19 protein-coding genes are annotated in these 24,085 nt (G+C 51.9%); 14 read left to right on the forward strand and 5 right to left on the reverse strand.

The window, feature by feature from the left end; genetic code table 11:
- Positions 1-7 precede the first annotated feature (7 nt).
- Positions 8-334 (forward strand): PilZ domain-containing protein, encoded by a 327-nt coding sequence (locus Q0796_RS02670; protein WP_298440026.1) that lies wholly within the window; start codon positions 8-10, stop codon positions 332-334.
- 86 nt (positions 335-420) lie between these two features.
- Positions 421-1,188, forward strand: coding sequence for a YchF/TatD family DNA exonuclease (locus Q0796_RS02675; protein ID WP_298440028.1), 768 nt, complete (start codon positions 421-423; stop codon positions 1,186-1,188).
- Positions 1,189-1,377: 189 nt separating this feature from the next.
- On the opposite strand, the gene Q0796_RS02680 is transcribed toward Q0796_RS02675, so the two are convergent.
- Both Q0796_RS02680 and rsmF read right to left on the reverse strand, forming a co-directional pair.
- Complete coding sequence (locus Q0796_RS02680) at positions 1,378-1,803, reverse strand: DUF2057 family protein (RefSeq protein WP_298440030.1); 426 nt, start codon at positions 1,801-1,803, stop codon at positions 1,378-1,380.
- Positions 1,804-1,996: 193 nt separating this feature from the next.
- Entirely contained in the window at positions 1,997-3,409 is a 1,413-nt protein-coding gene (gene rsmF, locus Q0796_RS02685; protein WP_298440032.1) for a 16S rRNA (cytosine(1407)-C(5))-methyltransferase RsmF, read from the reverse strand.
- Between the two features lie 63 nt (positions 3,410-3,472).
- On the opposite strand from rsmF, the gene Q0796_RS02690 reads away from it, so the two are divergent.
- A complete protein-coding gene (locus Q0796_RS02690; RefSeq protein WP_298440034.1) occupies positions 3,473-4,702 on the forward strand; it encodes a spore maturation protein in 1,230 nt (409 codons plus the stop codon).
- Between the two features lie 9 nt (positions 4,703-4,711).
- Here Q0796_RS02690 and Q0796_RS02695 read toward each other — a convergent pair whose 3' ends face one another.
- The 3 genes from Q0796_RS02695 to Q0796_RS02705 are packed head-to-tail and all read right to left on the reverse strand — an operon-like array spanning position 4,712 to position 8,502.
- Positions 4,712-7,318, reverse strand: a complete 2,607-nt coding sequence (locus Q0796_RS02695; protein WP_298440036.1) for an MlaD family protein — start codon at positions 7,316-7,318, stop codon at positions 4,712-4,714.
- Positions 7,308-7,913 carry a paraquat-inducible protein A gene (locus Q0796_RS02700; RefSeq protein WP_298440038.1) on the reverse strand — a complete coding sequence of 202 codons (606 nt, stop codon included), beginning with the start codon at positions 7,911-7,913 and terminating at the stop codon, positions 7,308-7,310. The genes Q0796_RS02695 and Q0796_RS02700 overlap by 11 nt, the downstream gene beginning before the upstream one ends.
- Complete coding sequence (locus Q0796_RS02705; protein ID WP_298440040.1) at positions 7,900-8,502, reverse strand: paraquat-inducible protein A; 603 nt, start codon at positions 8,500-8,502, stop codon at positions 7,900-7,902. Before Q0796_RS02705 ends, Q0796_RS02700 begins: the two co-directional genes overlap by 14 nt.
- A gap of 170 nt (positions 8,503-8,672) precedes the next feature.
- Here Q0796_RS02705 and Q0796_RS02710 point away from each other — a divergent pair, with 170 nt between their 5' ends.
- The 11 genes from Q0796_RS02710 to Q0796_RS02760 all read left to right on the forward strand — a co-directional run bounded on the left by Q0796_RS02710 (position 8,673) and on the right by Q0796_RS02760 (position 23,960).
- Positions 8,673-9,146: a GAF domain-containing protein gene (locus tag Q0796_RS02710; RefSeq protein ID WP_298440042.1), complete on the forward strand. Its 474-nt coding sequence runs from the start codon at positions 8,673-8,675 to the stop codon at positions 9,144-9,146.
- The gene (locus Q0796_RS02715) at positions 9,146-9,436 is read left to right on the forward strand and encodes a hypothetical protein (RefSeq protein ID WP_298440044.1); all 291 of its coding nucleotides are present in this window, start codon (positions 9,146-9,148) and stop codon (positions 9,434-9,436) included. Before Q0796_RS02710 ends, Q0796_RS02715 begins: the two co-directional genes overlap by 1 nt.
- Positions 9,436-10,101, forward strand: a complete 666-nt coding sequence (gene proQ, locus Q0796_RS02720) for an RNA chaperone ProQ (RefSeq protein ID WP_298440046.1) — start codon at positions 9,436-9,438, stop codon at positions 10,099-10,101. Before Q0796_RS02715 ends, proQ begins: the two co-directional genes overlap by 1 nt.
- A gap of 34 nt (positions 10,102-10,135) precedes the next feature.
- Positions 10,136-12,178, forward strand: coding sequence for a carboxy terminal-processing peptidase (prc, locus tag Q0796_RS02725; RefSeq protein ID WP_298440048.1), 2,043 nt, complete (start codon positions 10,136-10,138; stop codon positions 12,176-12,178).
- 211 nt (positions 12,179-12,389) lie between these two features.
- The gene (locus Q0796_RS02730) at positions 12,390-13,763 is read left to right on the forward strand and encodes a sodium-dependent transporter (RefSeq protein ID WP_298440050.1); all 1,374 of its coding nucleotides are present in this window, start codon (positions 12,390-12,392) and stop codon (positions 13,761-13,763) included.
- 176 nt (positions 13,764-13,939) lie between these two features.
- Positions 13,940-16,543 (forward strand): aminopeptidase N, encoded by a 2,604-nt coding sequence (gene pepN / locus Q0796_RS02735; RefSeq protein WP_298440053.1) that lies wholly within the window; start codon positions 13,940-13,942, stop codon positions 16,541-16,543.
- Between the two features lie 9 nt (positions 16,544-16,552).
- Complete coding sequence (locus Q0796_RS02740) at positions 16,553-16,780, forward strand: DUF2835 family protein (protein WP_298440055.1); 228 nt, start codon at positions 16,553-16,555, stop codon at positions 16,778-16,780.
- Positions 16,781-17,087: 307 nt separating this feature from the next.
- Positions 17,088-19,169, forward strand: a complete 2,082-nt coding sequence (locus Q0796_RS02745; protein ID WP_298440057.1) for a DUF1302 domain-containing protein — start codon at positions 17,088-17,090, stop codon at positions 19,167-19,169.
- 13 nt (positions 19,170-19,182) lie between these two features.
- A complete protein-coding gene (locus tag Q0796_RS02750; RefSeq protein WP_298440059.1) occupies positions 19,183-20,544 on the forward strand; it encodes a DUF1329 domain-containing protein in 1,362 nt (453 codons plus the stop codon).
- Positions 20,545-20,648: 104 nt separating this feature from the next.
- Entirely contained in the window at positions 20,649-21,593 is a 945-nt protein-coding gene (locus Q0796_RS02755; protein ID WP_298440061.1) for a YCF48-related protein, read from the forward strand.
- Positions 21,594-21,608: 15 nt separating this feature from the next.
- Complete coding sequence (locus Q0796_RS02760; RefSeq protein ID WP_298440063.1) at positions 21,609-23,960, forward strand: MMPL family transporter; 2,352 nt, start codon at positions 21,609-21,611, stop codon at positions 23,958-23,960.
- Positions 23,961-24,085: the final 125 nt, after the last annotated feature.

Raw genomic sequence — 24,085 nt, forward strand, 5'->3', positions numbered from 1 at the left:
GATGTTTATGGTCGCGCTTGAGGCCCAGTTTGAAACCACCACCCAGCTGTACCGTGCTTATATGCCGTTTATTCGCCATGGTGGTTTGTTCTTTGTGACCAGCAAAGAGTACCAATTGGGTGAAATCATTACCGCTCGCTATCGCCTACCAGGGGATAACGAGTGGCATACCTTTGATGGTTTAGTGGTGTGGTGTAATCCGCTGGGATCACAAGGTGGCCGCCCGCCGGGTGTGGGGCTTGGTTTCCAAATCGAAAACAACCCCCATAAGGCTCGAATTGAGAAAGAGTTGGTGGGCGAAGCCGGCTCAGAACAACTGACCTCAACCATGTAACACCGCTCGAATGTGCCGCTGTAACTAGATCCCCACAACGAATGCCATTACCCTGTGCCCCACTTTAGTTATTGTTGGAACTGTCTGTGTTAATCGATTCTCACTGCCATCTTGATCGTCTAATAGAAAACGACGATCCCGCCTCTTTGGCACCCGTATTGGCTGCGGCACAAGCCGCTGGCGTTGCAAAAATGTTGTGTGTGTCGGTCAGCCAACGGGGTTACGAGCGAATGAAGGCCGTTGCGGCTCCTTATAGCAACGTGGCGATCTCGTGTGGTGTGCACCCGCTGGATGTGAAAGACGGTTACGATAAGGCGTGGCTAGCCGAGCATGCGGCCGATCCACAGGTGGTGGCGATTGGTGAAACAGGCTTGGATTATTACTACGACAAAGACAACGTAGAGCAGCAACGACAAGCCTTTATCGATCATATCGAGATTGCTCAAGCGCTGAATAAGCCGGTGATCATCCACACTCGTGAAGCCAAGCAAGATACTCTGGATATTTTGCGCGAACATGGCCCCGTTAATGGGGTATTGCATTGCTTTACCGAAGATTGGCCAATGGCAAAAGCGGCAATTGAACTGGGGATGTACATCTCTATTTCAGGGATCGTTACTTTTCGCAATGCCGAGCAGATCCGCGATGTGGTGAGAAACATGCCGCTGGATCGGTTGCTGGTTGAAACAGACTCGCCATACTTGGCTCCGGTGCCGTACCGCGGTAAAACCAATCAGCCAGCTTACGTGCGTGAAGTGGCGCAATTTGTCGCCGATTTAAAGCAGATCCGCTACCAAGAGCTGTGCCAGATCACCAGCGATAACTACCATCGTTTGTTTCCGCTCGCCCGCTAATGGCAGTTTGCAAGGCAAAAAAAAGCCCGCAACTATTCCGGTTGTCGCAGGCTTAGGGGAACTTTGAGATGAAGTTTTCTCACACAAGGTGATAGCAAATAAGCTTAGTTTGCTTTTACCAAAATAGGGGGCCAACGCCCCCTATTTTTATTGCAGCAGATTTTGCAGCCCGCAGAACATTGGTTGTAACTAGCGGTAATTGGATAGTATCTCCGTTAACAGCTGCTCTTTTGACCAGTAGCCATGCTGTATCTCTTGCTGACTTTGATCGGTTAAGATGAAGGTTGGTGCATCAGCAAAGTGCTGGGCATCAACAATGTCAAAGCGTTGGGAGCCGGCTGCAAAGAGACGATAACTTTGCTGTTTAACGGCATCAAACTTGATGATCTGCACGCCAGAGCGGATCAGTTCATGATCTTCCGATGAATAATCAAACAACTCTTCGTAGCGAATAAACAGCACCTGAGGACCGGCTTGCAGATCCAAGCTTTGTTGATACGCCGGTACATCCATGCCGTTGTGGCTAAGTACCCGAACATTGGGGGCGATCTGCAGTTGTTCAGCAAAGGCTAACGACGCAAAGAGCAGGGGCAGAGCGGTGATGATCAGTTTCATGTGCGGATCCTCGTTACAGCATCGAAAATGAATACCTATAACAAGACCGCCCAAGAGGGTAATGTCGTTCACTGTGCGAGTGAAAATCAATCGATTCGAAGCTGGGTGCGGCAGTTAAAATGCAATCGACACAACCTCAAAGGGTTAAGCCGCAGCTTAACCCTAAATTAAAACTGGCTGATTATTCTCAGTATCAGTAGTGGCTGATCTTATCTCGCACTAATTCTCGTGGCAGGCCATTCTTCAAACGGCTGTTGATCCATTTCGCCAGTCCCAGTGGTGTGCCATCCAAACAGACAATTACTTCACCTTTACCGCCATTTTCCCCCATAGCGACATCGCGGCCCATTAAGTATTGTTCCGCTTGCTGTAGATCCAGCGCCACCATACGGGCCGGATCTACAGGCAGGCTGATGGCCGCTTGGTGGGTGGTACGAAAGCCTTTTTTGTGCACATCGGCCAGCTTAATACCTAAGCGCTGCAAACGAATTTTGTCCAGATAGTGCATTAACGGTTTAGGGAAATACCAGAGCTCGGCATCCCGCGCCATTACCACACCGTCATCGCCAAGGCTAAGCCCCAGCTGCTGTTCAAGGTAGGTGCTGATCTCGGTGGCCACTTCAGGCTTCGCGGGTTTGAAGGGGAAGTTACCCAAGCGTGGTTTGATGTAGGTGCTGTCGATGCTGCCGGTTTTACGGATCGCAGCAACAAAGAAGCCTTCTGAATCATAGATCTGCGGCCAAATATGCAAAAAACCTTCGGGGCTGCAAGAGTCAGCAGCACCGGGGAACAGCTGCGCCAGCGATAAGAATTCGACTTGCTCAGGGTATTGTTGTTGCAAGTAATGACAGACATCGTGGTTTTCTTGGCGGTTGAGGGTGCAGGTGGAATAGACCATTACGCCGCCGGGCTTTAGCGCGGCAAAAGCCGATTCCATCAATCCCTTTTGTACCGTGGCGATCTCGTCAATTGAAGCGAGGCTCCAGTTTCGCATCGCGTCCGGATCTTTTCGCACCGTGCCTTCGCCACCGCAGGGAGCATCCAGCAAGATGGCATCAAACTGCTCCGGTAGGGTTGGGCCAAATACATGACCATCAAAATGGGTTAACGCCACATTGCGAACCCCAAGGCGTTGCAAGTTGGCGTGTAATACCTTTACCCGTGAAGCCGAGTATTCATTGGCCACCAATAGGCCTTTGTTTTCCATCAGTGCGGCGATCTGAGAGGTCTTTGACCCCGGTGCCGAAGCCACATCCAGCACTTGCTCCGGTTGGTTGGCCATCTGAAACAGCGCAAACGGAGGCATCATCGACGACGCTTCTTGGATATAAAACAAACCCGCAAGATGTTCCGGGATGTTGCCTAAGGCCTTTTCATCCTGCTCGCCATCCAGCCAAAACCCTTCTTGGCACCATGGTACCGGCGTTAGCTTCCAGCCTTTCTCGGTCATGCGTTGGTGAAATTCAGCCACGCTAATTTTAAGGGTGTTAACTCGAATTGAGCGACGCAGCGGTTGCTCGCTGTACCGAATAAAGTCATCAAGGGTAAGATGGGTGGGCATCTGTTGCTCGATCAAATCGAGAAATGCCTGAGGAAACTGGACCATAGCGTGGTTCCTGCGGGAAAAAAACGGCGCAAACTATACCATAGCCAAGCGAAGGAGAGCAGGGTGTTAAATCGTCTTTGGGGGGCGCTGTTTTTATTATCAGCGTTAGCCTGTGTTTGGCAGTGGCTTTGGTTGGGAAACGACCAGATCTTTGCCCTGTGGTTAACGCAGTTATTCGACATGGCTAAGCTGGCGATTGATATTGCCATTGGTCTGGCGGGCATGATGGCGATGTGGCTAGGGTTGTTGGCCATTGGCGAGCGCGCCGGTTTGATTAAGTTGTTATCCAAAGCCCTAGCGCCACTGTTTAGTCGCTTAATGCCCGATGTTCCCCGTGGCGATCCGGCCTTGGGTTCGATCACGATGAACATGGCGGCTAACGCCTTAGGCATGGATAACGCCGCCACTCCCATTGGGATCCGAGCGATGGAGCAGTTGCAGCGGTTAAACCCAACACCTGCCATCGCCACCAATGCCCAAATTCTTTTTTTGGTGTTGAACACCTCGTCGGTAACGCTGTTTCCAATGGCGGTGCTGCTCTATCGTGCCCAACAGGGCTCGGCCGCGCCCGCAGAGGTGTTCATTCCTATCCTCTTGGCCACTTGCGCCTCAACGGTGGTTGGCTTGCTTACCGTGTGTTTAGTGCAGCGCATTAAGTTGTGGGACAGTGTGTTATTGGCATGGTTTGGCGCGATGATGGCGCTGCTGGTTAGCGTGGTGGTGATGCTGGCAGGCTACAGCACGGAGCAACTGCAACAGGGCTCCTCTTTGTGGGGCAATTTGAGTATTTTCGCGCTGATCATCACCATCATCGCGGTAGGGTTTTGGCAAAAGTTGCCGCTGTTTGAGCTATTTGTTGATGGCGCCAAGCAGGGGTTAACAACCACGGTGCAGATCGTACCGTTTCTGGTGGCGATGCTGTTGGCGATTGCGAGTTTACGCGCATCTGGCGTATTGGATGGCGTGCTCTACGGCGTGCGCTGGTTGGTGGAAGCGGTGGGCTGGGACAGTCGCTTTGTGGATGCGTTACCAACGGGCCTGATGAAGCCCTTTAGTGGCAGCGGTGCCCGCGCGATGATGCTCGAAACCATGAACAGCCACGGCGTAGATTCTTTTGCGGGCCGATTGGCAGCGGTGATGCAGGGGTCGACAGAAACCACTTTATACGTACTGGCGGTTTACTTCGGCGCGGTCAAGATCCGCGATGGCCGGTACGCCTTAAGCTGTGGCTTGGCGGCGGATCTGGCTGGGATCTGCGCCGCCATTGCGGTTAGTTACTGGTTCTTCGGTTAACGAGTGCGATCACAACTTCGCTTGCCACGCTAACCAGCCTGGTCGCACTTCGCCATACAGCTGCAGGCTTTGGCCACTGCTAAGGCGATTACTGCTGTTGGTGGCGTGTTGTGTGGCAAAGGCCACACCGCCGGCCAAGATGGTTTCCAGAGATTCGGTTTTGATGTCTGCGCCGCTAAACACCCCAAAATCGATGTCGACCCCAGACGCGTTCCAAAACTTAGAGCTGGCGTTAACCAAGTGCTGATAACGCGGCATCAATTGGATCTCAATATCGACCGCCTCACCTTGATCGGTTAAGCGCGTATGGATCACTTCGCCAACCCGAATTTGGCGATACAGCACAGGACTACCGATGTGCAGTGAGCCTAAGCGTGATTGGGTTAACACCAACCGTAAGCCATCGCCATAGGGCAGTTGCAGCGGTTCTTCGGTGGCCACGGTAAACTGCGATTGCTTACTGTGCTCTTGGCCTGGCAGAGCCGCGATGTAGTTGCCCGAGAGAATGGTTTGGACGTTGCGGATCCCAGACAGTGCCACCTTTGGTTGCACTAAGTAATACTGGGCATCGCGCCGGAGAAACTGCTTGGCCCAAGGCTCTTTGAGTTCGGCCTGAATGGTTTGCTGGCGTAGATCTTCACTTAACTCAACCGCGGTCACGTTGCCGATCTGATGGCCTAAATAGCGAATGGCGGTATTGCTGTCGATGCGACCATCGGCCACCAGCGTTAAACGAACAGACTGGCTGGCGTCCAGCGCCTCACTTTGAGATGGGTAGATGGTGTTATCAACGAGTGCCCCAGCTTGCAGTGGCTGATCCAGATGACCAAAACTCAAGCCGCCACGGATCATCGATACCAAGGGATTGGTGCGAACGGTTAACCCCGCCAACGATCCCTTTACTTCCACCCCAGAATAGTGCCAAAAGCGCATCGACGGGCCGATCAGGTATCGGTATTGGTCGTTAATTGACACCGTGACTTGCAGCTGTTGATCCACCAATTTGATGCTCTCAATTTTGCCGGTTTCTAAATCGCGGTAAAACACCGGTGCACCGGGGTTTAAGCCAACTAAGGAATCCGTTGTTAACTGCAGTGTCTGGGGTTTGGCTTGCAGCGCTTGAGCTTTATCGTCGGCCAGCGTAAAACGCTGACCAGCCGGCGCTTCGTCGCGGGCACTGGAGCTGCTAAAGGCGATGCCGCCACTTAAGGCATCCAACATCGGCGCGGCCTTGATGGTTAAGGCTGAAAAATCGGCTTTAACCGCCACCGCCCCTTGTAACCAAAAGCGGCTATTGGTGCGAACCAAGTGCTGGTGTTGCCGTTCGATAAAGATCTTAATATCAACGCCGCTGCTGGTGAGCTCGACAGCAAGCACTTCGCCGACCACCACGCCACGATAGCGCAGTGGTGCACCGATGCTCACGCCGTGCAGGATCGATTGGCTTAGGGTGAAGTAGCGGCCGTGGCTGGCTTGTTCTGGTGGCTGCGCTAACAGGGTAAATTGCTGGCTAGGTTCACCAGTGCCGGGCCACAATCGAATAAAGTCGCCAAACACCACGGTATCAAGATTGCTGATCCCATCAAGGCCGATGCTGGCACCCACACGATTGAACTGACTGCCAGTGGTCAGCAATGGGCGGTGCCGGGCATCAACCCAACCGCTTAATTCGACCCCGCCATCAGTTAAAATCACATCGTCAATTTGGCCTAATTCGATGCCGCGGTAACGGATGGAGCTGCCGACACCTAAACCGTCGGCGCTGTCTGCGCTAAAACGGACTCGCACCTTCGGGCTGGCATCGGCTTCATCGGCAAACAGGGTGAATTGCTGCTCAGCAACGGCCGCAACGCTGTCACTGGGGGAGGACACCGCAATGCCGCCGGCTAGAAGGGTGGCTAAACTTTCAATCTGCAGCTTAACGCCACTGCGATTGGCGTCCACTTTGGCGCCAGACACGTTCCAGAAGCGACTGTCTTGGCGAACTAAAAATTGATGTTCTGGGGTGATCAACGCATCAAATACCACCCCGCTGCCATCGTCTTGCAAGGTAAAGTCGACTATTTGACCGATTTTGACTTGCTGGAAGAATATGCCGCTGCCGATATTGAGGCTGCCCCGTTCGGGCGCCGCAATATGGATAACTAAGCCATCGCTGTGTACCGATAAGGCTGGGGCCGTCTCATCGCCAACAAAATGGGTTTTGCGTGCGCCTTCTCCGGGTTGCATGGCAATGTAGTTACCGGAAAACAGTGCATCCAAGCCATCAATACCGGTTAACGATGCTTTAGGGCTCACCAACCAAAAGTGCGTTTGTTCACGCAGCAGATCATCAACAGAGTTTTGCATGCGAATTTGCACGTCCACTGAGCTGCTGTCGCGGGCCAGTTGCACTTTGATCACTTGGCCAACGATGATCCCTTGGTAGCGCACCATGGTTTTATTGGCTTCAATGCCAGTGGCGCTAGGAAACTGAACCGTAATGTCACTGCCCCGTTCTTGGATGTAATTAACCAATAGCCATAAACCTAAAACGGCGGCCAATATCGGTAGGATCCAAATGGGTGAGAGGTTTTTTTTACGCTTAAGCACCGGGGCTTGCACTTCAGTGGTCATCCTGTTCCTTTTCTAAATCCCAAAGCAAACGGGTATCGAGACGTTGCGCCGCCATCTGGGTAAATAAAATCACCAAGGCAAAATAGGTCGCAGCGGGGGCGGGCAGTGCATACAGCAGCTGCCCCATGTTGATTACGCTGACCATAATCGAAATAACAAACAGATCCAACATCGACCAGCGGCCAATGAATTCAATTACATGGAAAGCAGTGGTGAGTTGGCGACGCGATAGCGGTAGTCGTAATTTGATGGTACCTAAGATCACCGCCAAGCCAACAATCTTCGAAATTGGCACCAACACCGAGGCCACGAACACGATGGTGGCGATCCCCGGCATCCCCGCATCAATCAACGATAGCGTGCCGCTGTAGATGGTGTCGTAGGTGTTCACCCCTTGATTGATGGTTTGGGTGATTGGTAATGCATTGGCGGGGAATAAAAAGATAAACGCGGTCAGCAACAGCGCCATGCTGGTTTCTAACGACCGAGGTTGGCGTTTATGCAGCACGGTGCCACAGCGAGGGCAATGGCTGGGGGCGGCGGTGGTTAAGCGGCAACCGGAACACAGCCGCAGTTCTGTATTATTGCTGCTCATAGCGTTGCCACATTAGCTTGGGGTTGTATTCGTATTGAACGTAAAACATCATCACAAACAGCAGCAACAACGCGCCACTGCCCCAACCGAACGTGAGACTGGCGAAATCGGACAGCTTAAACATCGACACTAAATAGCTGATCAGATAGATCTCAACCATCGACAGTTTGCGCAGCAAACTATGACGCAGCAGCAACCAGCGTAACAATTGTGGATGGCGATTTGAGCGCAGTAGCAGCAGTTGCACCAGCACAGAACACAGCAACAGCAGCGGGGCGATCACCCCAGTGATCAACACGGCTAAGCCCACCAAACTGTAGCCTTGCTCAATCACCGCAATCGCGCCGCCGAAGATGGTGGTGGCACGAATGTTACCCACCACATCAATTTCGACAATTGGCAATAAATTGGCCGGGAAAAACAGCACCAATGCTGTGAGGGTTAACGCCAGCAACGTGTTGTTATCGCAATAGGGCTGATCATACACCCGGCTGCCACAGCGAGGGCAATGGGCGCGAATGCCCTGGGGAATGGCTCGCTGTTTTACCTGTTCATCACAGGTAGGGCAAAGTAAAGTGCAATCTGGCAAATCAACGTCCGTTTTCGATAGCAGCACAAGTAACAACAGTTTACCACTACTGCCTAAGAGGCAATAGCGGCAATAATCTGTGCATTTGGCCGCCACAAAGGGCTTTTACCTTGACTCAAGCGGGGGAAACTGGGTTAATGGCAAGCTGATAATTACTCTAAGTCTCGAACATGTTGTCCGCTGAAACCCTCGATTATGGATTGCTGAGTGAACAAGCGAAAAGTTTGATTGCTGGCGAACCGAACCTCACCGCAAATCTAGCAAACATATCTGCCCTGATTTTCGATTCAATGCCCGATCTTAACTGGGCTGGCTTCTATTGGGTTGATACCCCAGAGCAGCTGGTACTCGGTCCATTCCAAGGCAAGGTTGCCTGTGTGCGGATCCCAATAGGTAAAGGCGTCTGCGGTACTGCCGCGGCTACCGGTATTACCCAGTGCATCAGTGATGTACATGCGTTTCCTGGCCACATCGCTTGCGACAGTGCCAGTGAATCCGAATTGGTAGTACCCATTCGCTGTGGCGGTAAGGTTGTTGGGGTGTTAGATATCGACAGTCCAATGCTGTCGCGCTTTAGCGATACCGATGCCCGTGGCATCGAGCAATTGGTCAACGTGTTAGAGCAACACCTAGAGCAGCATTAATGAAAGAGCTGATTCACATCCACACCTACTTAATGGATGCCAACGAAGTAGGTGAATGGGAGGGGCAGGAAGCTCTTGCTGCGGAACACATAAACCAATTGTTTCATGCGGTTTATGATCACGCAGATCACGATATTGAGGTGACACGGTTAGAGCAAATGCTTGAATCCGTGTGGCCAAATTGGCAATACAATCCCCAGCTCCTAGAGTTGGATGACGATATGGTTGACGCATTCGTCGAAGCACTATTTAACCATTTTGACCCAGAACAGGGCCAGGAAGACTTTTGATGACCACTGAACAAAACACCACTCCGGAAAGCACTCCAAAACTGAAGGACGTGAAAGAAGTTATTGCCTATTTGGCAGAGCAGTTTCCGCAGTGCTTTACCCTTGAAGGTGACGCAAAGCCGCTGAAAATTGGTTTATTCCAAGAATTGGCTGAGCGCTTGGAAGGCGACGAGAAAGTCAGCAAGACTCAATTGCGTCAAGCCATTCGTCGTTACACCAACAGCTGGCGCTACCTGCGCGGTTCTAAGTCTGGCGCTCAGCGTGTTGACCTAGACGGCAACGATTGTGGCGAGCTGGAGCAAGAACACGTTGAGCACGCTGAAAAAACGCTGAAAGATAGCCAAGATCGCGCTAAAGAGATGCGTCAAGAAAAGGCCGCGGCTGAGCGCAAGGCAAAACGCCCTGCGAAAAAGCCTCGCCCAGCTCGTGCTGAGCAAGCTGCTAAAGCAAAACCTTCTAAAATGAAAAAAGAGTCTGTCGAGCGGAACTCTAAGCCACTTGAAAAAGTCTCAGCAGATAAGTTGTCAGTAGACATGACCGTGATGGTGACTTTAGGTCGTACCCCAGCGAAAGGTGTAATTACCGATCTGTCTAAGGGCGACGTAGTAGTCCGTTTAGAGTCCGGTCTGACCGTTAAAGTGAAAGCCGATCACATCCGCATCTAATACGGAGTGAGGCGGCATAAGGAGTTGCGAGTAGATGAGAAAAAATAAGATTGCTGCGTTTTTGGCTGGTGTGGTGCTTAGCGCCCAAGCGCTGGCGGTATCTCCTGCACTGAGTGTGCAAGAACTGCCAGAACTGGACCAAGAGGCTCAACACAAAATAGCCAGTAAACGCGTAACTGATCTTTTTACTCGCTCTCATTACCGTCAGGTGGCGTTTGACGACCAGTTTGCTGCGGCGGTTTACAGCCGCTACTTAAAGCAATTGGACGCCAATCGCTCCAATTTGCTGGCCAGCGACATCGCCAAGTTCAGCAAGCTTGAATCGGATCTGCTGGTGTCCATTCGCAGCGGCCAGTTGGCCGAGGCGTATGAACTGTACGAGCTGTCGACCAAACGTCGCTACCAACGGTTAGAGTTCGCGTTATCGCTGCTTGACGAACCGATGGATTTTACCAAAGCTGGCGATCGTTACGTCTACGACCGTACTGAGTCCCCTTGGGCCACCAGTGAAGCAGAGCTGGATGAGATCTGGCGTCAACGGGTGAAGCACGATGCGCTTAACCTGTCGATGACCGGCAAAGAGTGGCCTGAAATCAGCGAAATGCTGACTAAGCGCTACAACAATGCCATTAAACGACTCAGTCAGACTCAAAGCGAAGATGTATTTCAGTCTGTGATGAACGCCTTTGCTTACACGTTAGAGCCGCACACCAGTTACTTATCACCGCGTAACGCTGATCGCTTCAAAACTGAAATGAACCTGTCCCTTGAAGGGATCGGTGCCGTATTGATGGTGGACGACGATTACACCGTGGTGCGTGAACTGGTTACCGGTGGCCCAGCGGATAAGCAGGGCGAGCTGAAACCCGACGACAAAATCATCGGCGTTGCCCAAGAGGGCGAGAAGGTGGTTGATGTTATCGGCTGGCGCTTGGATGACGTGGTTGAACTGATTAAGGGCAAGAAAGACTCTGTGGTAACACTGCAAGTGTTGGCATCGAAAGATGGCAATAATGCGCTGCCGAAAGAGATCGAAATTGTTCGTGACGAAGTTCGCCTTGAAGACCGAGCAGTGAAATCGGAAGTACGCACCGTGCCAATGGGCGGCAGTGACCGCAAAGTTGGCGTCATCGACATTCCAAGTTTTTACATGGATGTCAGCGGTGATGTGGCTAAAGAGATCGCCAAGCTGAAGCAAGAGTCGATTGAAGGCATTATTGTGGATCTGCGCAGTAACGGTGGTGGCTCTTTGAGCGAAGCCAGTCTGCTAACCGGTTTGTTCATTAGCCAAGGGCCAGTGGTGCAAATTCGGGATCAACGCAACAAGATCAGCGTGAACGGCGACAGTGATGCCCGTGTGGCTTACGATGGCCCGTTAACGGTTATGGTGAATCGCTACAGTGCCTCTGCGTCAGAGATTTTTGCCGCAGCGCTGCAAGACTATGGTCGTGCGGTGATCATTGGTGAGCAAACCTTTGGTAAAGGTACGGTGCAGCAGCATCGTCCACTGGGTCGTATTTACGATTTATACGACAAGCCAATGGGTAACGTTACCTACACCATCTCTAAGTTTTACCGCATCAATGGCGGTTCAACTCAGCTTAAAGGGGTGTTACCGGATCTGACCTTCCCAAGCTTTGTGGTTGAGGGAGAGTATGGTGAATCTCAAGAAGATAACGCCTTGCCGTGGGATTCGATCCCAAGCGCACGTTACCGTAACTTTGAGATGATCGACACCGATCTGGTTAATTACCTTGATGGTCGTCATCAGAGCCGGATAGAGCAAGATTATGAATTTAATCTGCTGAAAGGCGACATTGCTCGTTACCGTTTGGATAAAGACAAAAACTGGGTCAGCTTGGTTAAGTCGGAACGCGAAGCGAAGCAAGCTGAAGATGATAAACGCGCCTTATCTCGTCTGAATACACGTCGAAAACAGCAAGGTTTAGAGGCTGTGGAAGCCTTAAAAGACGCCGAAGATATGGAGTTACCTGACTACATGTTGGAAGAGGCCAGCGCCATTACCATCGACTTGGTTGATTACGCTTTAACCGCCAGACAAAAGAAAGCCTCGTAAGGCTAACTTTGATTGTTCTTACAAACGCCGCTAACTTAGCGGCGTTTTTTGTTTGCATAAACCGCCAGCAGACAAAATAAACCACTGCGCCGACCACTTGCATTAGACAGTAAATTTAACTTTTGCAACGTCTAATCACTTGCATACATAGATGCATACGCGATACAAAATGCCTGCTTATAACAAAAAAATAACAAGTTAGAGGGAAGGCATGAGTACGGATACGGTAAAACACGAACAATGGTCCAGTCGTATGAGCTATATGCTTGCGGCCACTGGTGCCGCAGTCGGACTCGGCAACATTTGGAAATTTCCCTACATCATGGGAGAAAACGGTGGCGGGGCATTCGTTCTGGTGTACTTCGCCTGTATTTTGCTTATCGGCATTCCAGTGATGATGTCGGAAGTGCTGATCGGTAAAGTTGGCCGCCAAGCGCCAGCACGCTCAGCGCGTTTGGTTTCGCAACAATCCGGTGGCAGCGGCAAATGGTCGATCGTTGGCTGGTTTGGTTCGTTAACGGGCTTTTTGATCCTCTCTTTTTACGTTGTGATTGCAGGTTGGGCACTGGCCTACACCTATTACGGCTTTAACGGCATGTTTACGGATCAAACCGCTGTACAAATCGATTCCCTGTTTCGAGGTCTCAACGCCTCTGGAGCCGAATTGATGGCGTGGAGTGGCGCGGTCGTATTAACCACCACCCTGGTTGTTGGCTTAGGGGTGAAGGATGGTCTTGAGCGTTCGGTCAATTGGATGATGCCAGCCCTGTTTGTGCTGTTACTGGTTATGGTGGGTTACGCCTCGCAACATGGCGACATGCCCGCCGCGCTCAAATTTATGTTTAATGCGGATTTCAGCAAGTTAAGTTGGAATGGTGTCTTAGTTGCGCTGGGTCATGCCTTTTTCACTTTATCATTGGCATCAGGGATCATGACCATGTACGGCGCTTACCTGCCTGCAGGCACTTCCTTAGTGAAAACCTCAATTTATATTGCGGTAATGGATACCGTGGTGGCGATATTAGCGGGGATCGCGATTTACCCTATTGTGTTTGCCAACGGCTTAGAACCCGGCGCAGGCCCAGGGCTAATCTTCCAAACCCTGCCTATCGCCTTTGGCAGCATGCCCGGTGGTCAGATATTCGGTGGCTTGTTCTTTCTTATGCTGGTAGTGGCGGCATTAACGTCAGCGTTGGCGCTGATTGAATCTTCCGTTGCTTGGTTAGTGGAAAACCGTGGTTTTAAACGAATGCAAGCGGCTGTTGTGTCTGGTGCCGTGATCTGGTTGCTGAGCTTAACCACCGTATTCTCTATCAGTGGTGCCGAGTGGACCAAAATTACGCTGTTTGGCAACGAAACCACCATGTTTGGGATCCTTGATTTCACCACTTCGAACATCATGTTGCCGGTCGGCGGCTTGCTTACTGCGTTATTTGTTGGCTATGTGGTTAAGCGCTCCGTTACCGAGCAAGCCATTGATAGCAGTGCTGCGATTTACACCTTCTGGCGTGTGTGTGTGCGTTACGTGGCGCCGATAGCCATTGTGTTGGTGTTCTTGCAACTGTCTGGTTTAGTTTCCTTTTAACCACCTGTCTGCACGCAATGCGGTAGAAAACCGGCCATTACGGCCGGTTTTTGTTGGTTTTATCCCCACTCAAACTCTTTTGCGATTGTAGCGCCCGCAGAAAACAAAGCCCTTGGTATACTGACCGCATTAAGGGTTTTATCCCTTTATCTTTGGAAAGTAAGGAGACTGTGCCCATGTCGGCCATGCAAGCAAAGCTGCGTTCTGATTACCAAGCGCCGCAATACACCATCGAACAGCTGCACCTTGATTTTAAACTGGATGAACACGCCACCCTCGTGACGGCCACATCCCAAGTAAAGCAGTTGGTGAGTGGCAGCAAGACGTTGCAACTCGATGGCGAGCACATGACGTTGGTGTCGGTGGCCATTGATGGCAATCCATTGCCAACCGAACGGTTTCGTCACGCCGACAATCAATTAATCATCGACGTTGATCTGGCGCAGTTTGAGCTGACCATCGTTACGGAGATTGATCCGGCCAACAACACCGCACTGGAAGGGTTGTACAAATCCGGTGGCGCTTTCTGTACTCAGTGTGAAGCCCAAGGCTTTCGCCGCATTACTTTCTTCTTAGATCGCCCCGATGTGCTGGCGAAATACACCACTCGAGTTGAAGCCGATAAAGCGCAGTATCCATACCTGCTGTCAAACGGCAATAAAATCGATAGCGGCGATCTCGACCACGGCCGTCATTTTGCGGTATGGCAAGATCCGTTCCCGAAGCCAAGCTACTTGTTTGCCTTAGTGGCGGGTGATTTTGACCTGTTGGCCGACAGTTACACTACCCGCAGTGGCCGAGAAGTGGCTCTTGAACTGTTTGTTGATCGGGGCAATTTGCATCGTGGTGAACACGCCATGGCATCGCTTAAGCACGCCATGAAGTGGGATGAGGATCGTTTCAATCTTGAGTACGATCTGGATATCTACATGATCGTCGCCGTGGATTTTTTCAACATGGGCGCCATGGAAAACAAAGGCCTGAACGTCTTTAACTCCAAAGCCGTGTTAGCGGATCCACAAACCGCCACCGACGATGAATACCATCGGATCGAATCGATCATCGGCCACGAATACTTCCATAACTGGACCGGTAACCGCGTGACCTGCCGCGATTGGTTCCAGTTAAGCCTAAAAGAAGGCTTAACCGTATTCCGTGATCAAGAGTTCTCCTCGGATCTTGGCTCGCCAGTGGTTAACCGCATTGATGCGGTAACGGTAATGCGCAATCACCAGTTTGCGGAAGACGCAGGCCCAATGGCGCACCCAATTCGTCCTGAGCAAGTGCTCGAGATGAACAACTTCTATACCGTTACCGTGTACGACAAGGGATCAGAAGTGATCCGGATGATGCACACCTTGTTAGGCGAAGCGGGCTTTCAACAAGGGATGGCACTCTATTTTGATCGCCACGATGGCCAAGCCGTTACCTGCGATGATTTTGCGGCTGCGATGGAAGACGCATCCGGCGTTGATTTAACTCAGTTCCGCCGTTGGTATAGCCAATCGGGCACCCCAGTGGTTCGCGCCAGTGAAAGCTACGACGCAGCCAAACGCGAATACCGCTTAACGTTACAGCAGCACACGCCAGCCACCGCCGATCAAGCCGACAAGCTGCCGCTGCACATTCCTGTAGCAGTCGAGTTGCTTAACCCGCAAGGCGTTGCCCAACCGTTAGTGGTTAATGGCAGCAGCATCGACAAGGTGTTAAACCTGACCGAGGCCGAGCAAACCTGGGTGTTTGAACAAGTGGATGGCCCCGTGGTGGCTTCACTGTTTGAAAACTTCTCTGCGCCAATCAAATTGGAACAGCAGATCAGCGCTGAACAACTGGCCCTGTTAGCGGCGCACGCAGGGAATGATTTTGCTCGTTGGGATGCAGGCCAACGTCTGTTGACCAAAGAGTTGTTTGCACTGGCCGATGCCGAGCAGCAACGGGCTTCCAACTTAGCTATCGACACCTTACGCCATGTGTTGTTGGACGATAAGCAAGATCCGGCCTTAGTGGCATTGATGTTGGCACTGCCAGCGGAAGCCGCGTTGGCACAGCTGCGCATCGACATCGAAGTGGAAACGTTGCACCAAGCCCGTCGTCAACTGCTGGCGCAGATAGGTGCTGACCTTGAAGATGAACTGTTAGCGCGTTACCGCGACTGCAGCGACAGTGATTATCAGCAAGATGGTCAAGCGGTTGGTCGCCGTGCGCTTAAAAATGCCTGTTTGTTCCTGCTGGCTATGGCGGGTAAAGCCACCACCCAAGAGTTGTGCGCGCAGCAATTTGCCTTAGCCAATAACATGACTGATCGCCTCAGCGCGCTTAATGCCATGAACCAAGCGCAACTGCCCGCGGTGGTTGATGCTTTAGCCAGCTTTGAGCAGCAGTGGCAGCAAGATCCGTTAGTGATGGATAAGTGGTTCAGCCAGATCGCAATGGCCCCAAAGGCGGATGTGTTAGCCGACATTGACGCGGCCATGGCGCACCCAATGTTCGATATCTCTAACCCCAATCGAGTGCGCGCGTTGATCGGCGCGTTTGCCAGTGGCAACCGAAACCAGTTCCACGCCATTGATGGCAGCGGTTACCAGTTCTTGACCGATCAGCTGCTGCAGTTAAACGACATTAACCCACAATGCGCCGCGCGGATCATTACCCCGTTGCTGGGGTGGAAAGAGTTGGACGGTGAACGCCAGCTGTTGGTGAAAGCGCAATTGCAACGCTTGGCGGATCTGCCTAACCTCAGCCGCGATTTGTACGAAAAAGTGTCGAAGGCACTGCTGTAATCAGTTGTTATGTCGAGTCAGTTTGTTTTTCGATTGAATGTCAGCTGGTCTGCGTTTCAGCAGTATTACCACGGGCACGCGCAAATGGTGCAATGCTATGCCGAAAATGGGCAAACGCTGCAGATCCACGCGCGTCATTTTCGGCCACTGTTAACGGCCAGCGGGCTGCAAGGTCGGTTCCTGTTGAGCTTGGACGACAACCATCAAGTGCAACAGTTAGTAAAAATAGAAAACTGACTAGAGTAAAAACTTAAAACATAAGAAAGGTCCCGAGAGGGGCCTTTTTTTTATCGCCTTAAAAAATATATCCGTTATTTATCAATGCTTTAGTTGGTCTGGCCAGTGGGGTGAAGTCGGTTGCCTCAACCAGTTGAAAACGACAGTTTCAAATGGGCGTTTAAATCGGTGGCTAAGTGGTTAAATCTGGAGAGGTTTAATGCTGCAAAGATGTTGCGGTGGCGGGGGTGTTGCGTTAACAATGGGATTAATTCTCTATAAAGGGAATTTAACAATCACAATAATCAGGGAAGGGAGAGAAGCGAAAATGACATCTAATGCATTGCGCTTTCAAAAAACGGCGCTGGCGGCAATCGTCGGCACGGTACTGGCGACGCCAGTTCAAGCCGTTTCATTCCAATGGGGAGACGTCGAAGGCCGTTTTGATTCAACTTGGACTGCAGGTGCAGCCTGGCGTGTTGAAGAACGCGATCTCGACAAAGTTGCAAAAAGTAACTTATTCCAATGGCAAGATTACGGTTTTCAAACCAGCAATGGCTTGGTTACCGGCTTTAACGAATTCTTAGATTCACCGGACGTATTTAAACGCCGCGGCAGTTTCTCTGCCAACGGCGATCTGGGTAACCAGCTGTACGATCAAGGTGATACCTTCAGCGAGACCTTTAAAGGCACTCACGAGCTGGAGTTGGTTTACGATAATTTTGGCTTGTTTGCCCGCGGTTTGTATTTCTACGACAACCGCTTAGAGAACAGCAGCTTTGATTACCGTAATCCAATGACTGGCGAAAAGTACGACATTTGCGCAGACGATACCGCTGCGGAATACGCCTGTTCTGACGTACGAATGCTGGATTACTTCCTGTTTGCTGATTTTGATATTGGCGATATGCCATTCTCGGTTCGTCTTGGTGATCAGGTTGTGAGTTGGGGTGAAAGTACCTTAATCAGCCACGGCATCAACCAAGTAAACCCCGTGGATCTGGCCCGTTTGCAAGCGCCAGGCTCGGAACTGAAAGAAGCGTTTATCCCAGTCGGGATGTTGTGGGCCAGCTTAGGGGTAACCGAAAACCTCAACATTGATGCCTTCTACCAGTACCGCTGGGAAGAAACGCGTCTGCCTGCCGCGGGCACCTACTTCGCGTCTAACGATTTTGCGGGTGCGGGCGGTTACAACAATAACGCTCAATTGGGCTTTACTGGCAACCCCGACATCACCTTGGATCACCTGATCAGCGAGTACAACTTACTGGCGGCCAGCGCGGCAACCGCTGCCGGTGCCGGTGATGCGGCGGCATTGGCGGCCTTAGGTGCGCGCGCCTTGGATTACTCCACCAAAGTGGCTTTGATTGATCACACTGCTGAGCCAGATGACCAAGGCCAATACGGCTTAAAAGTGGGTTACTACGCGCCGGATCTGAACGATACCGAGTTTGGTTTCTACTTTATGAACTACCACAGCCGTCGACCAATCAGCGCGGGGACGGCCTCTGATTTTCGTCAAGCGGCAATTGGGGAAGACGTGGCATACCTTGCCACCGTGGCGGCAGAAGGTCGCAGTGTAAACCGTCAAGATCTGCTGAACTTGAACACCTTTACCAAAGCGAAGTTGACCTACCAAGAAGACATTAAGTTATACGGCATGTCATTCAACACAACGGTGGGAGAAACCTCCGTTGCCGGTGAAGTGGCTCACCGTCAAGATGAACCACTGCAAATTGATGACGTTGAGCTGCTGTTTGCGGCCATGCCAGAGCAGTTATCTAACGCTGGGATCACCGGTGCCTTTACTGATCTGTCGCAATACCTGAAACCAAATGGTGAACGTTTGCAGCCAGGGGAAGAAGCGCCAGGCCACATCTTGGTGGATACCACCCAAGCACAGATGACCTTTACCCACATCTTTGGCCCAACCTTAGGCTCGACCAACTTTGTGATGTTGGCCGAAGTGGGTGGGGTGTGGATCCACGACATGCCGAGCCACGAGCAGTTACGACTCAATGGCCCAGGTACTGAGCGTGCCGGCAGCCAAGGCCGCGAAGATAACTTGGATGTGTTGGAGCTGCTGCATGCGGGTGCCGAGGAAGACGCCTTCCCCGATGACTTTGCTTGGGGTTACCGCATCGTAGCCAAAGCCGATTACCAAAACGCTTTGTTTGGTTGGAACTTGTCGCCGCGCGTGGTGTTTAGCCACGACGTTCAAGGTACCACCCCAGATCCGTTGTTCCTGTTTACCGAAGAACGCAAATCAGCGGCATTCACTCTCTCCGCTGATTACTTGTCTACTTGGTCTTGGGATCTTAGCTACAACACCTTCTTTGATGGTAAGGGCTCTACTAACGCCCTTGAAGACAAAGATTTTGTATCGTTCAACCTGAAATTCTCGATCTAAGAGGGCAGTGAACATGAAGAAGTACACCGTAATTGCATCTGCCTTAACCTTGGCCTTTGCCTGTGGCGTTCAAGCCAAAGTCTCGCCAGAAGAAGCGGCTAAGCTTGGTACCGAGCTTACCCCGATCGGTGCCCAGATGGCCGGCAACGCCGATGGTTCAATTCCCGCGTGGACCGGTGGCATCACCACCGCACCAGCAGGTTATCAGGTGGGTCAATTCCACCCCGATCCTTATGCTGCCGATGCGATCCTAACCACCGTAACCGCCAGCAACATGGCCGAGTACAGCGATTACCTGACCCCAGGGGTTAAGGCGATGCTGGAACAGTACCCAGACACCTTTAAACTGAACGTTTACCCAACTCACCGTAGCGCCTCTTACCCGCAGTTTATTTACGATGCGGTAAAAGATAACGCCACCAACGCTGAGCTGGTGGAAGGCGGTAACGGCATTAAAGGGGCATCGGCTGGGGTGCCATTCCCGATCCCAGAAAGTGGCGTCGAAGCCATTTGGAACCACATTCTGCGTTACCGTGGTGAAGCGGCTTCTTTGCAGCGTAACCAAGCGGCACCAACGCCATCGGGTAAATACACTCTGGTTGAAACCGAAGAGACCATCATCTTTGTCTACGGCGATCCGAAAGTGGATCCGCAAAAAATGGCCGACGACAACATGATCATCTTCTTCAAGCAGGTGGTGACCTCGCCATCGCGCTTGGCGGGTACTGCGTTGTTGGTACACGAGACCATGGATCAGAACAAACAGCCGCGTCAGGCTTGGACCTATAACACAGGTCAGCGCCGTGTTCGCCGCGCTCCTAACGTTGCGTTTGATACCCCAGGAACCGTATCTGACGGCCTGCGAACCACCGATGACTTCGATCTCTACAACGGTTCGCCAGAGCGTTACAACTGGACCTTAAAGGGCAAGCGTGAGCTGTATATCCCATACAACGATTACAAGTTGCACAGTGACACCCTAAATTACGATCAGATCGTGAAGCCGGGTCACATCAACATGGATCTGGTGCGTTGGGAAAAGCACCGTGTTTGGGAAGTCGAGGCAACCTTGAAAGAGGGCGTTCGTCACACCTACAAAACCCGCACCTTCTATCTGGATGAAGACAGCTGGCAGATCGCGCTAACCGACATGTACGACAACCGTGATCAGCTGTATCGAGTGGGCATGGCGCACGCCATTAACTACTACGAGAAACCGCTGATGTGGACCACTTTGGAAACGTTTTACGATCTGAACTCGCGCCGTTACTTGGCCATGGGGTTGGATAACCAAGGTGACGTTGTTGATTTCGATGTGAAGCTGTCGAAGAAAAAGTTTACGCCTCAAGCACTGCGCCGTTCTGGCCGTCGTTAATTGAGTCGAATTTAAGGGCGCCTTCGGGCGCCCTGTTGGTGGGAACTATGCAAGCGAAAATAATAACTTCAATTTTGCTCTCTTCTTTGTGCTTGGTGCCACCTGTGGTTGCCGAGACAACCTCATACATCGCCTCTAAGGCAACCAGTGCCCCGATCCTCGATATGGCCTACAACGGCACTAAGATGATTGCCGTGGGCGATCGTGGTCATTTGCTGGCGTTTATTGATGATCAGTGGCAGCAGCTGTCGACCCCAAGCCAAGCGTTGCTGACGGCCGTTACCTTTAAGGGTAAAAATGGTTGGGCGGTTGGCCACGATGCCACCATCTTAACCACCACCGACGGTGGCTATACCTGGCAGCTAAAACAGCAGTTTCCGGATTTAGATAAGCCGCTGCTGGATGTGATTGCTCTGTCGGTAAACAACATCATCGCCGTTGGCGCTTACGGGTTAACCTACCGCAGCAGCGATGGTGGCAATAGCTGGACCAGCCTCTACTTCAATGAACTTTTGCATCCGGATGATCAGCTCTACCTTGACGAGCTGAAAGCGGAAGATGAAGCACTCTATCTTGATGAGCGCAGCGCCATGTTGCCCCATTTCAATCGCATTGTGCCGCTGCGCAGCGGCAAACTGGTGATGGTGGGCGAGATGGGCTTAATCGCACTGTCCGATGACGGTGGCGCCAGTTGGCAGAATCAAGAACCCTTTTACGATGGCTCACTGTTTGATCTGCTCGAAACCAAAAGTGGCGCGTGGGTTGCCATTGGTTTACGCGGCAATATTTTCCGCAGCACCGACCAAGGCCAAAGTTGGCAGTCGGTTCGCACCAAGGTGTCGAGCACCATCAATAGCGCGACCCAACTTCGGGACGGCACCATTGTGATGGTGGCGAATAACGGCTACCTGTTGACCAGCACGGATGACGGTCAAACCTACCAAACCAAGATCGAAGCGAAAGGCGAGGATCTGGTTGCGGTAGCGCAGCAAAAAGATGGGCGGGTCATTGTGGCCGGCAGTGCTGGCGTACGCTGGCTTGGTTTGTAGTAGCAAGGAAGAACAATGTTAGATAAATGGACCAATGCCATCGAAACCCTATTGTTTCGTCACCGAGGGGCGGTGCTGCTGATTTTTGCATTGCTTACGCTCGGGTTAGGCTATTCAGCGTCACAGCTGCGTATGGATGCGGCTTTTACCAAAAATATTCCCCTTAATCACCCCTACATGCAGACCTACATGAAGCATCGCGACCAATTTGGTGGCGCCAATAGCATCATGGTCGCGATTGAGGACACCAGCGGTGATATTTACAATCCGGTGTTTTTCGAAGCACTGCGATTGGTTCACGATCAGCTGTTCTTCATTCAAGGGGTCGATCGTACACAGGTGAAATCCCTGTTCAGTCCATCCACCCGTTTTACTGAAGTGGTTGAAGATGGCTTCCGTGGCGGGCCGGTGATCCCAGCCAATTTTGATGGCAGCCAGCGCAGCGTTGATCAGGTGCGCACCAACGTAGACCGCTCCAATGTGGTGGGCCGTATGGTGTCGGCGGATTCCAGTGCCGCCATGGTGACCGCGCAACTGCTTGAGTGGCAACCGATCCCCGTTGAGGAGCAGATCCCCGGTGGTGCCACCACAAAACCGATGGACGTATTGGCTTTTGCTGAGCGTCTGGAACAAGAGATCCGCCAGCAGTTCCAAACCGATCAAATTAAGATCCACATCATCGGTTTTGCCAAGATGTCCGGAGACGTGGCTGATGGTGCCAAAGGGGTACTGTTGTTCTTTATGATCGCCATCGCAATCACCGCGGTCATGGTCTTTGCGTTCTCCCGTAGCTTGTTGCTGACCTTCTTCCCTCTGGCTTGCAGCTTAGTGGCCGTTGTGTGGCAGATGGGCGGCCTGACCGTATTGGGCTTTGGTTTGGATCCAATGTCGATACTGGTGCCGTTTTTGGTGTTCGCCATTGGGGTCAGCCACGGGGTGCAGATGATCAACGCCGTTGGCCACCGAGTCGCCACAGGCGCCAGTGCCAAAGTCGCGGCCCAAGCGTCGTTCCGCAGTTTGCTGGTGCCGGGTATGGTTGCTCTGTTATCCGATACCGTGGGTTTCTTAACGTTGCTGGCGATCGATATCGGCATCATCCGTGAACTGGCCATTACGGCTTCGTTAGGGGTGGCCGTTATTATCCTAACCAACTTGATCTTGCTGCCCGTATTGCTGTCTTACGCCAAGTTCAGTCACGGTTATCTTGCTCGAGTCAAAGCAAGCCGCGCTAATGTCAGCCCTGTTTGGGACTGGATGGCCAAGTTTGCTGACGGTAAGCGCTCGGTTGCGGTCATTGTGGTTGCGGCAATACTGTTTGCGTTTGGTTGGCAACAAGCCCAAACCATGAAGATTGGCGATCTGCATGCGGGCGCGCCAGCGCTGAAAGAGGAATCGATCTACAACCAAGATACCGCTTTCATTACCGACAAATTTACCATCACCACCGATGTACTAACGGTGTTAGTGGAAGCCTTCCCTGAAGCCTGTACTTATCATTCAGCCATGACCGAGATTGATAATTTCCAATGGCGCATTGAAAACATCGAAGGGGTGCAATCGGCCACGTCACTGGCGTCGATTGCCAAGCAGGTAAACGGTGGCTTTAACGAAGGCAACCCTAAGTGGCGAGTGTTACCACGGACCACACCGACTCTGGTGCAAGCGGTGGCTCAGGTACCAACCACATCGGGCCTGCTTGATAACACCTGTTCGGTGATGCCTATTTACGTGTTCTTAGTGGATCACAAGGCGGAAACCTTAGATCGGGTTGTGGCGGCGGTGAAAGCCGAAGCGGCCAACTTCAACAGCGATAAACTGCAGTTTAAGTTAGCGTCTGGCCCTGCTGGGGTAATGGCGGCCACCAACGAAGCCGTTGCAGAAGCGCAAACGCCAATGATGGTGTACGTCTACGGCGCGGTGTTTGTGTTGTGCTTAATCAGCTTCCGTTCCTTGCTCGCAACCATTGCGGTGGTCTTGCCGCTGTACTTAGTTTCGGTATTGGCGCAAGCACTGATGACCTATTTGGAAATTGGCCTAACCGTAAGCACCTTACCGGTTATTGCACTGGGGGTTGGTATCGGTGTCGATTACGGCATCTATATCCTATCGACAATGGCGCCGTTGCTGCGTGAAGGCGTGCCGGTGGCCGAAGCCTATAAGCAAGCCTTGATTGAACGGGGCAACGCAGTGGTGTTTACCGGCATTACCTTAGCTGTAGGGGTAAGTACTTGGGTGTTCTCCGATCTTAAATTCCAGATGGACATGGGGATCCTGCTTACCTTCATGTTCCTAGTGAATATGCTTGCAGCCATTTTATTATTACCCGCACTGGTCAAACTTCTTTGGCGAGAAAAACCCGCCAGCTAGTGCAATTGAATAAAGGCCACCGCAAGGTGGCCTTTTTTTGCATAAACGCAGCATATAAATGCTTTAGTTTTCATCAATGGATACATCCGATCGCAGTAAGCAAATCTTATGATGCGATATGGCTC

It is taken from the genome of uncultured Ferrimonas sp., from assembly GCF_947489035.1.
Classification (GTDB): domain Bacteria; phylum Pseudomonadota; class Gammaproteobacteria; order Enterobacterales; family Shewanellaceae; genus Ferrimonas.

What these genes read in the sequence shown, in the direction of transcription:
- Q0796_RS02740 (WP_298440055.1), top strand. Translation starts at nt 16,553, where the DNA reads ATGTCGAGTCAGTTTGTTTTTCGATTGAATGTCAGCTGGTCTGCGTTT.
- rsmF (WP_298440032.1), bottom strand. Translation starts at nt 3,409, where the DNA reads ATGGTCCAGTTTCCTCAGGCATTTCTCGATTTGATCGAGCAACAGATG.
- proQ (WP_298440046.1), top strand. Translation starts at nt 9,436, where the DNA reads ATGACCACTGAACAAAACACCACTCCGGAAAGCACTCCAAAACTGAAG.
- Q0796_RS02750 (WP_298440059.1), top strand. Translation starts at nt 19,183, where the DNA reads ATGAAGAAGTACACCGTAATTGCATCTGCCTTAACCTTGGCCTTTGCC.
- Q0796_RS02730 (WP_298440050.1), top strand. Translation starts at nt 12,390, where the DNA reads ATGAGTACGGATACGGTAAAACACGAACAATGGTCCAGTCGTATGAGC.
- Q0796_RS02680 (WP_298440030.1), bottom strand. Translation starts at nt 1,803, where the DNA reads ATGAAACTGATCATCACCGCTCTGCCCCTGCTCTTTGCGTCGTTAGCC.
- prc (WP_298440048.1), top strand. Translation starts at nt 10,136, where the DNA reads ATGAGAAAAAATAAGATTGCTGCGTTTTTGGCTGGTGTGGTGCTTAGC.
- Q0796_RS02760 (WP_298440063.1), top strand. Translation starts at nt 21,609, where the DNA reads ATGTTAGATAAATGGACCAATGCCATCGAAACCCTATTGTTTCGTCAC.
- Q0796_RS02670 (WP_298440026.1), top strand. Translation starts at nt 8, where the DNA reads ATGGTCGCGCTTGAGGCCCAGTTTGAAACCACCACCCAGCTGTACCGT.
- Q0796_RS02710 (WP_298440042.1), top strand. Translation starts at nt 8,673, where the DNA reads ATGTTGTCCGCTGAAACCCTCGATTATGGATTGCTGAGTGAACAAGCG.
- Q0796_RS02700 (WP_298440038.1), bottom strand. Translation starts at nt 7,913, where the DNA reads ATGAGCAGCAATAATACAGAACTGCGGCTGTGTTCCGGTTGCCGCTTA.
- Q0796_RS02745 (WP_298440057.1), top strand. Translation starts at nt 17,088, where the DNA reads ATGACATCTAATGCATTGCGCTTTCAAAAAACGGCGCTGGCGGCAATC.
- pepN (WP_298440053.1), top strand. Translation starts at nt 13,940, where the DNA reads ATGTCGGCCATGCAAGCAAAGCTGCGTTCTGATTACCAAGCGCCGCAA.
- Q0796_RS02695 (WP_298440036.1), bottom strand. Translation starts at nt 7,318, where the DNA reads ATGACCACTGAAGTGCAAGCCCCGGTGCTTAAGCGTAAAAAAAACCTC.
- Q0796_RS02715 (WP_298440044.1), top strand. Translation starts at nt 9,146, where the DNA reads ATGAAAGAGCTGATTCACATCCACACCTACTTAATGGATGCCAACGAA.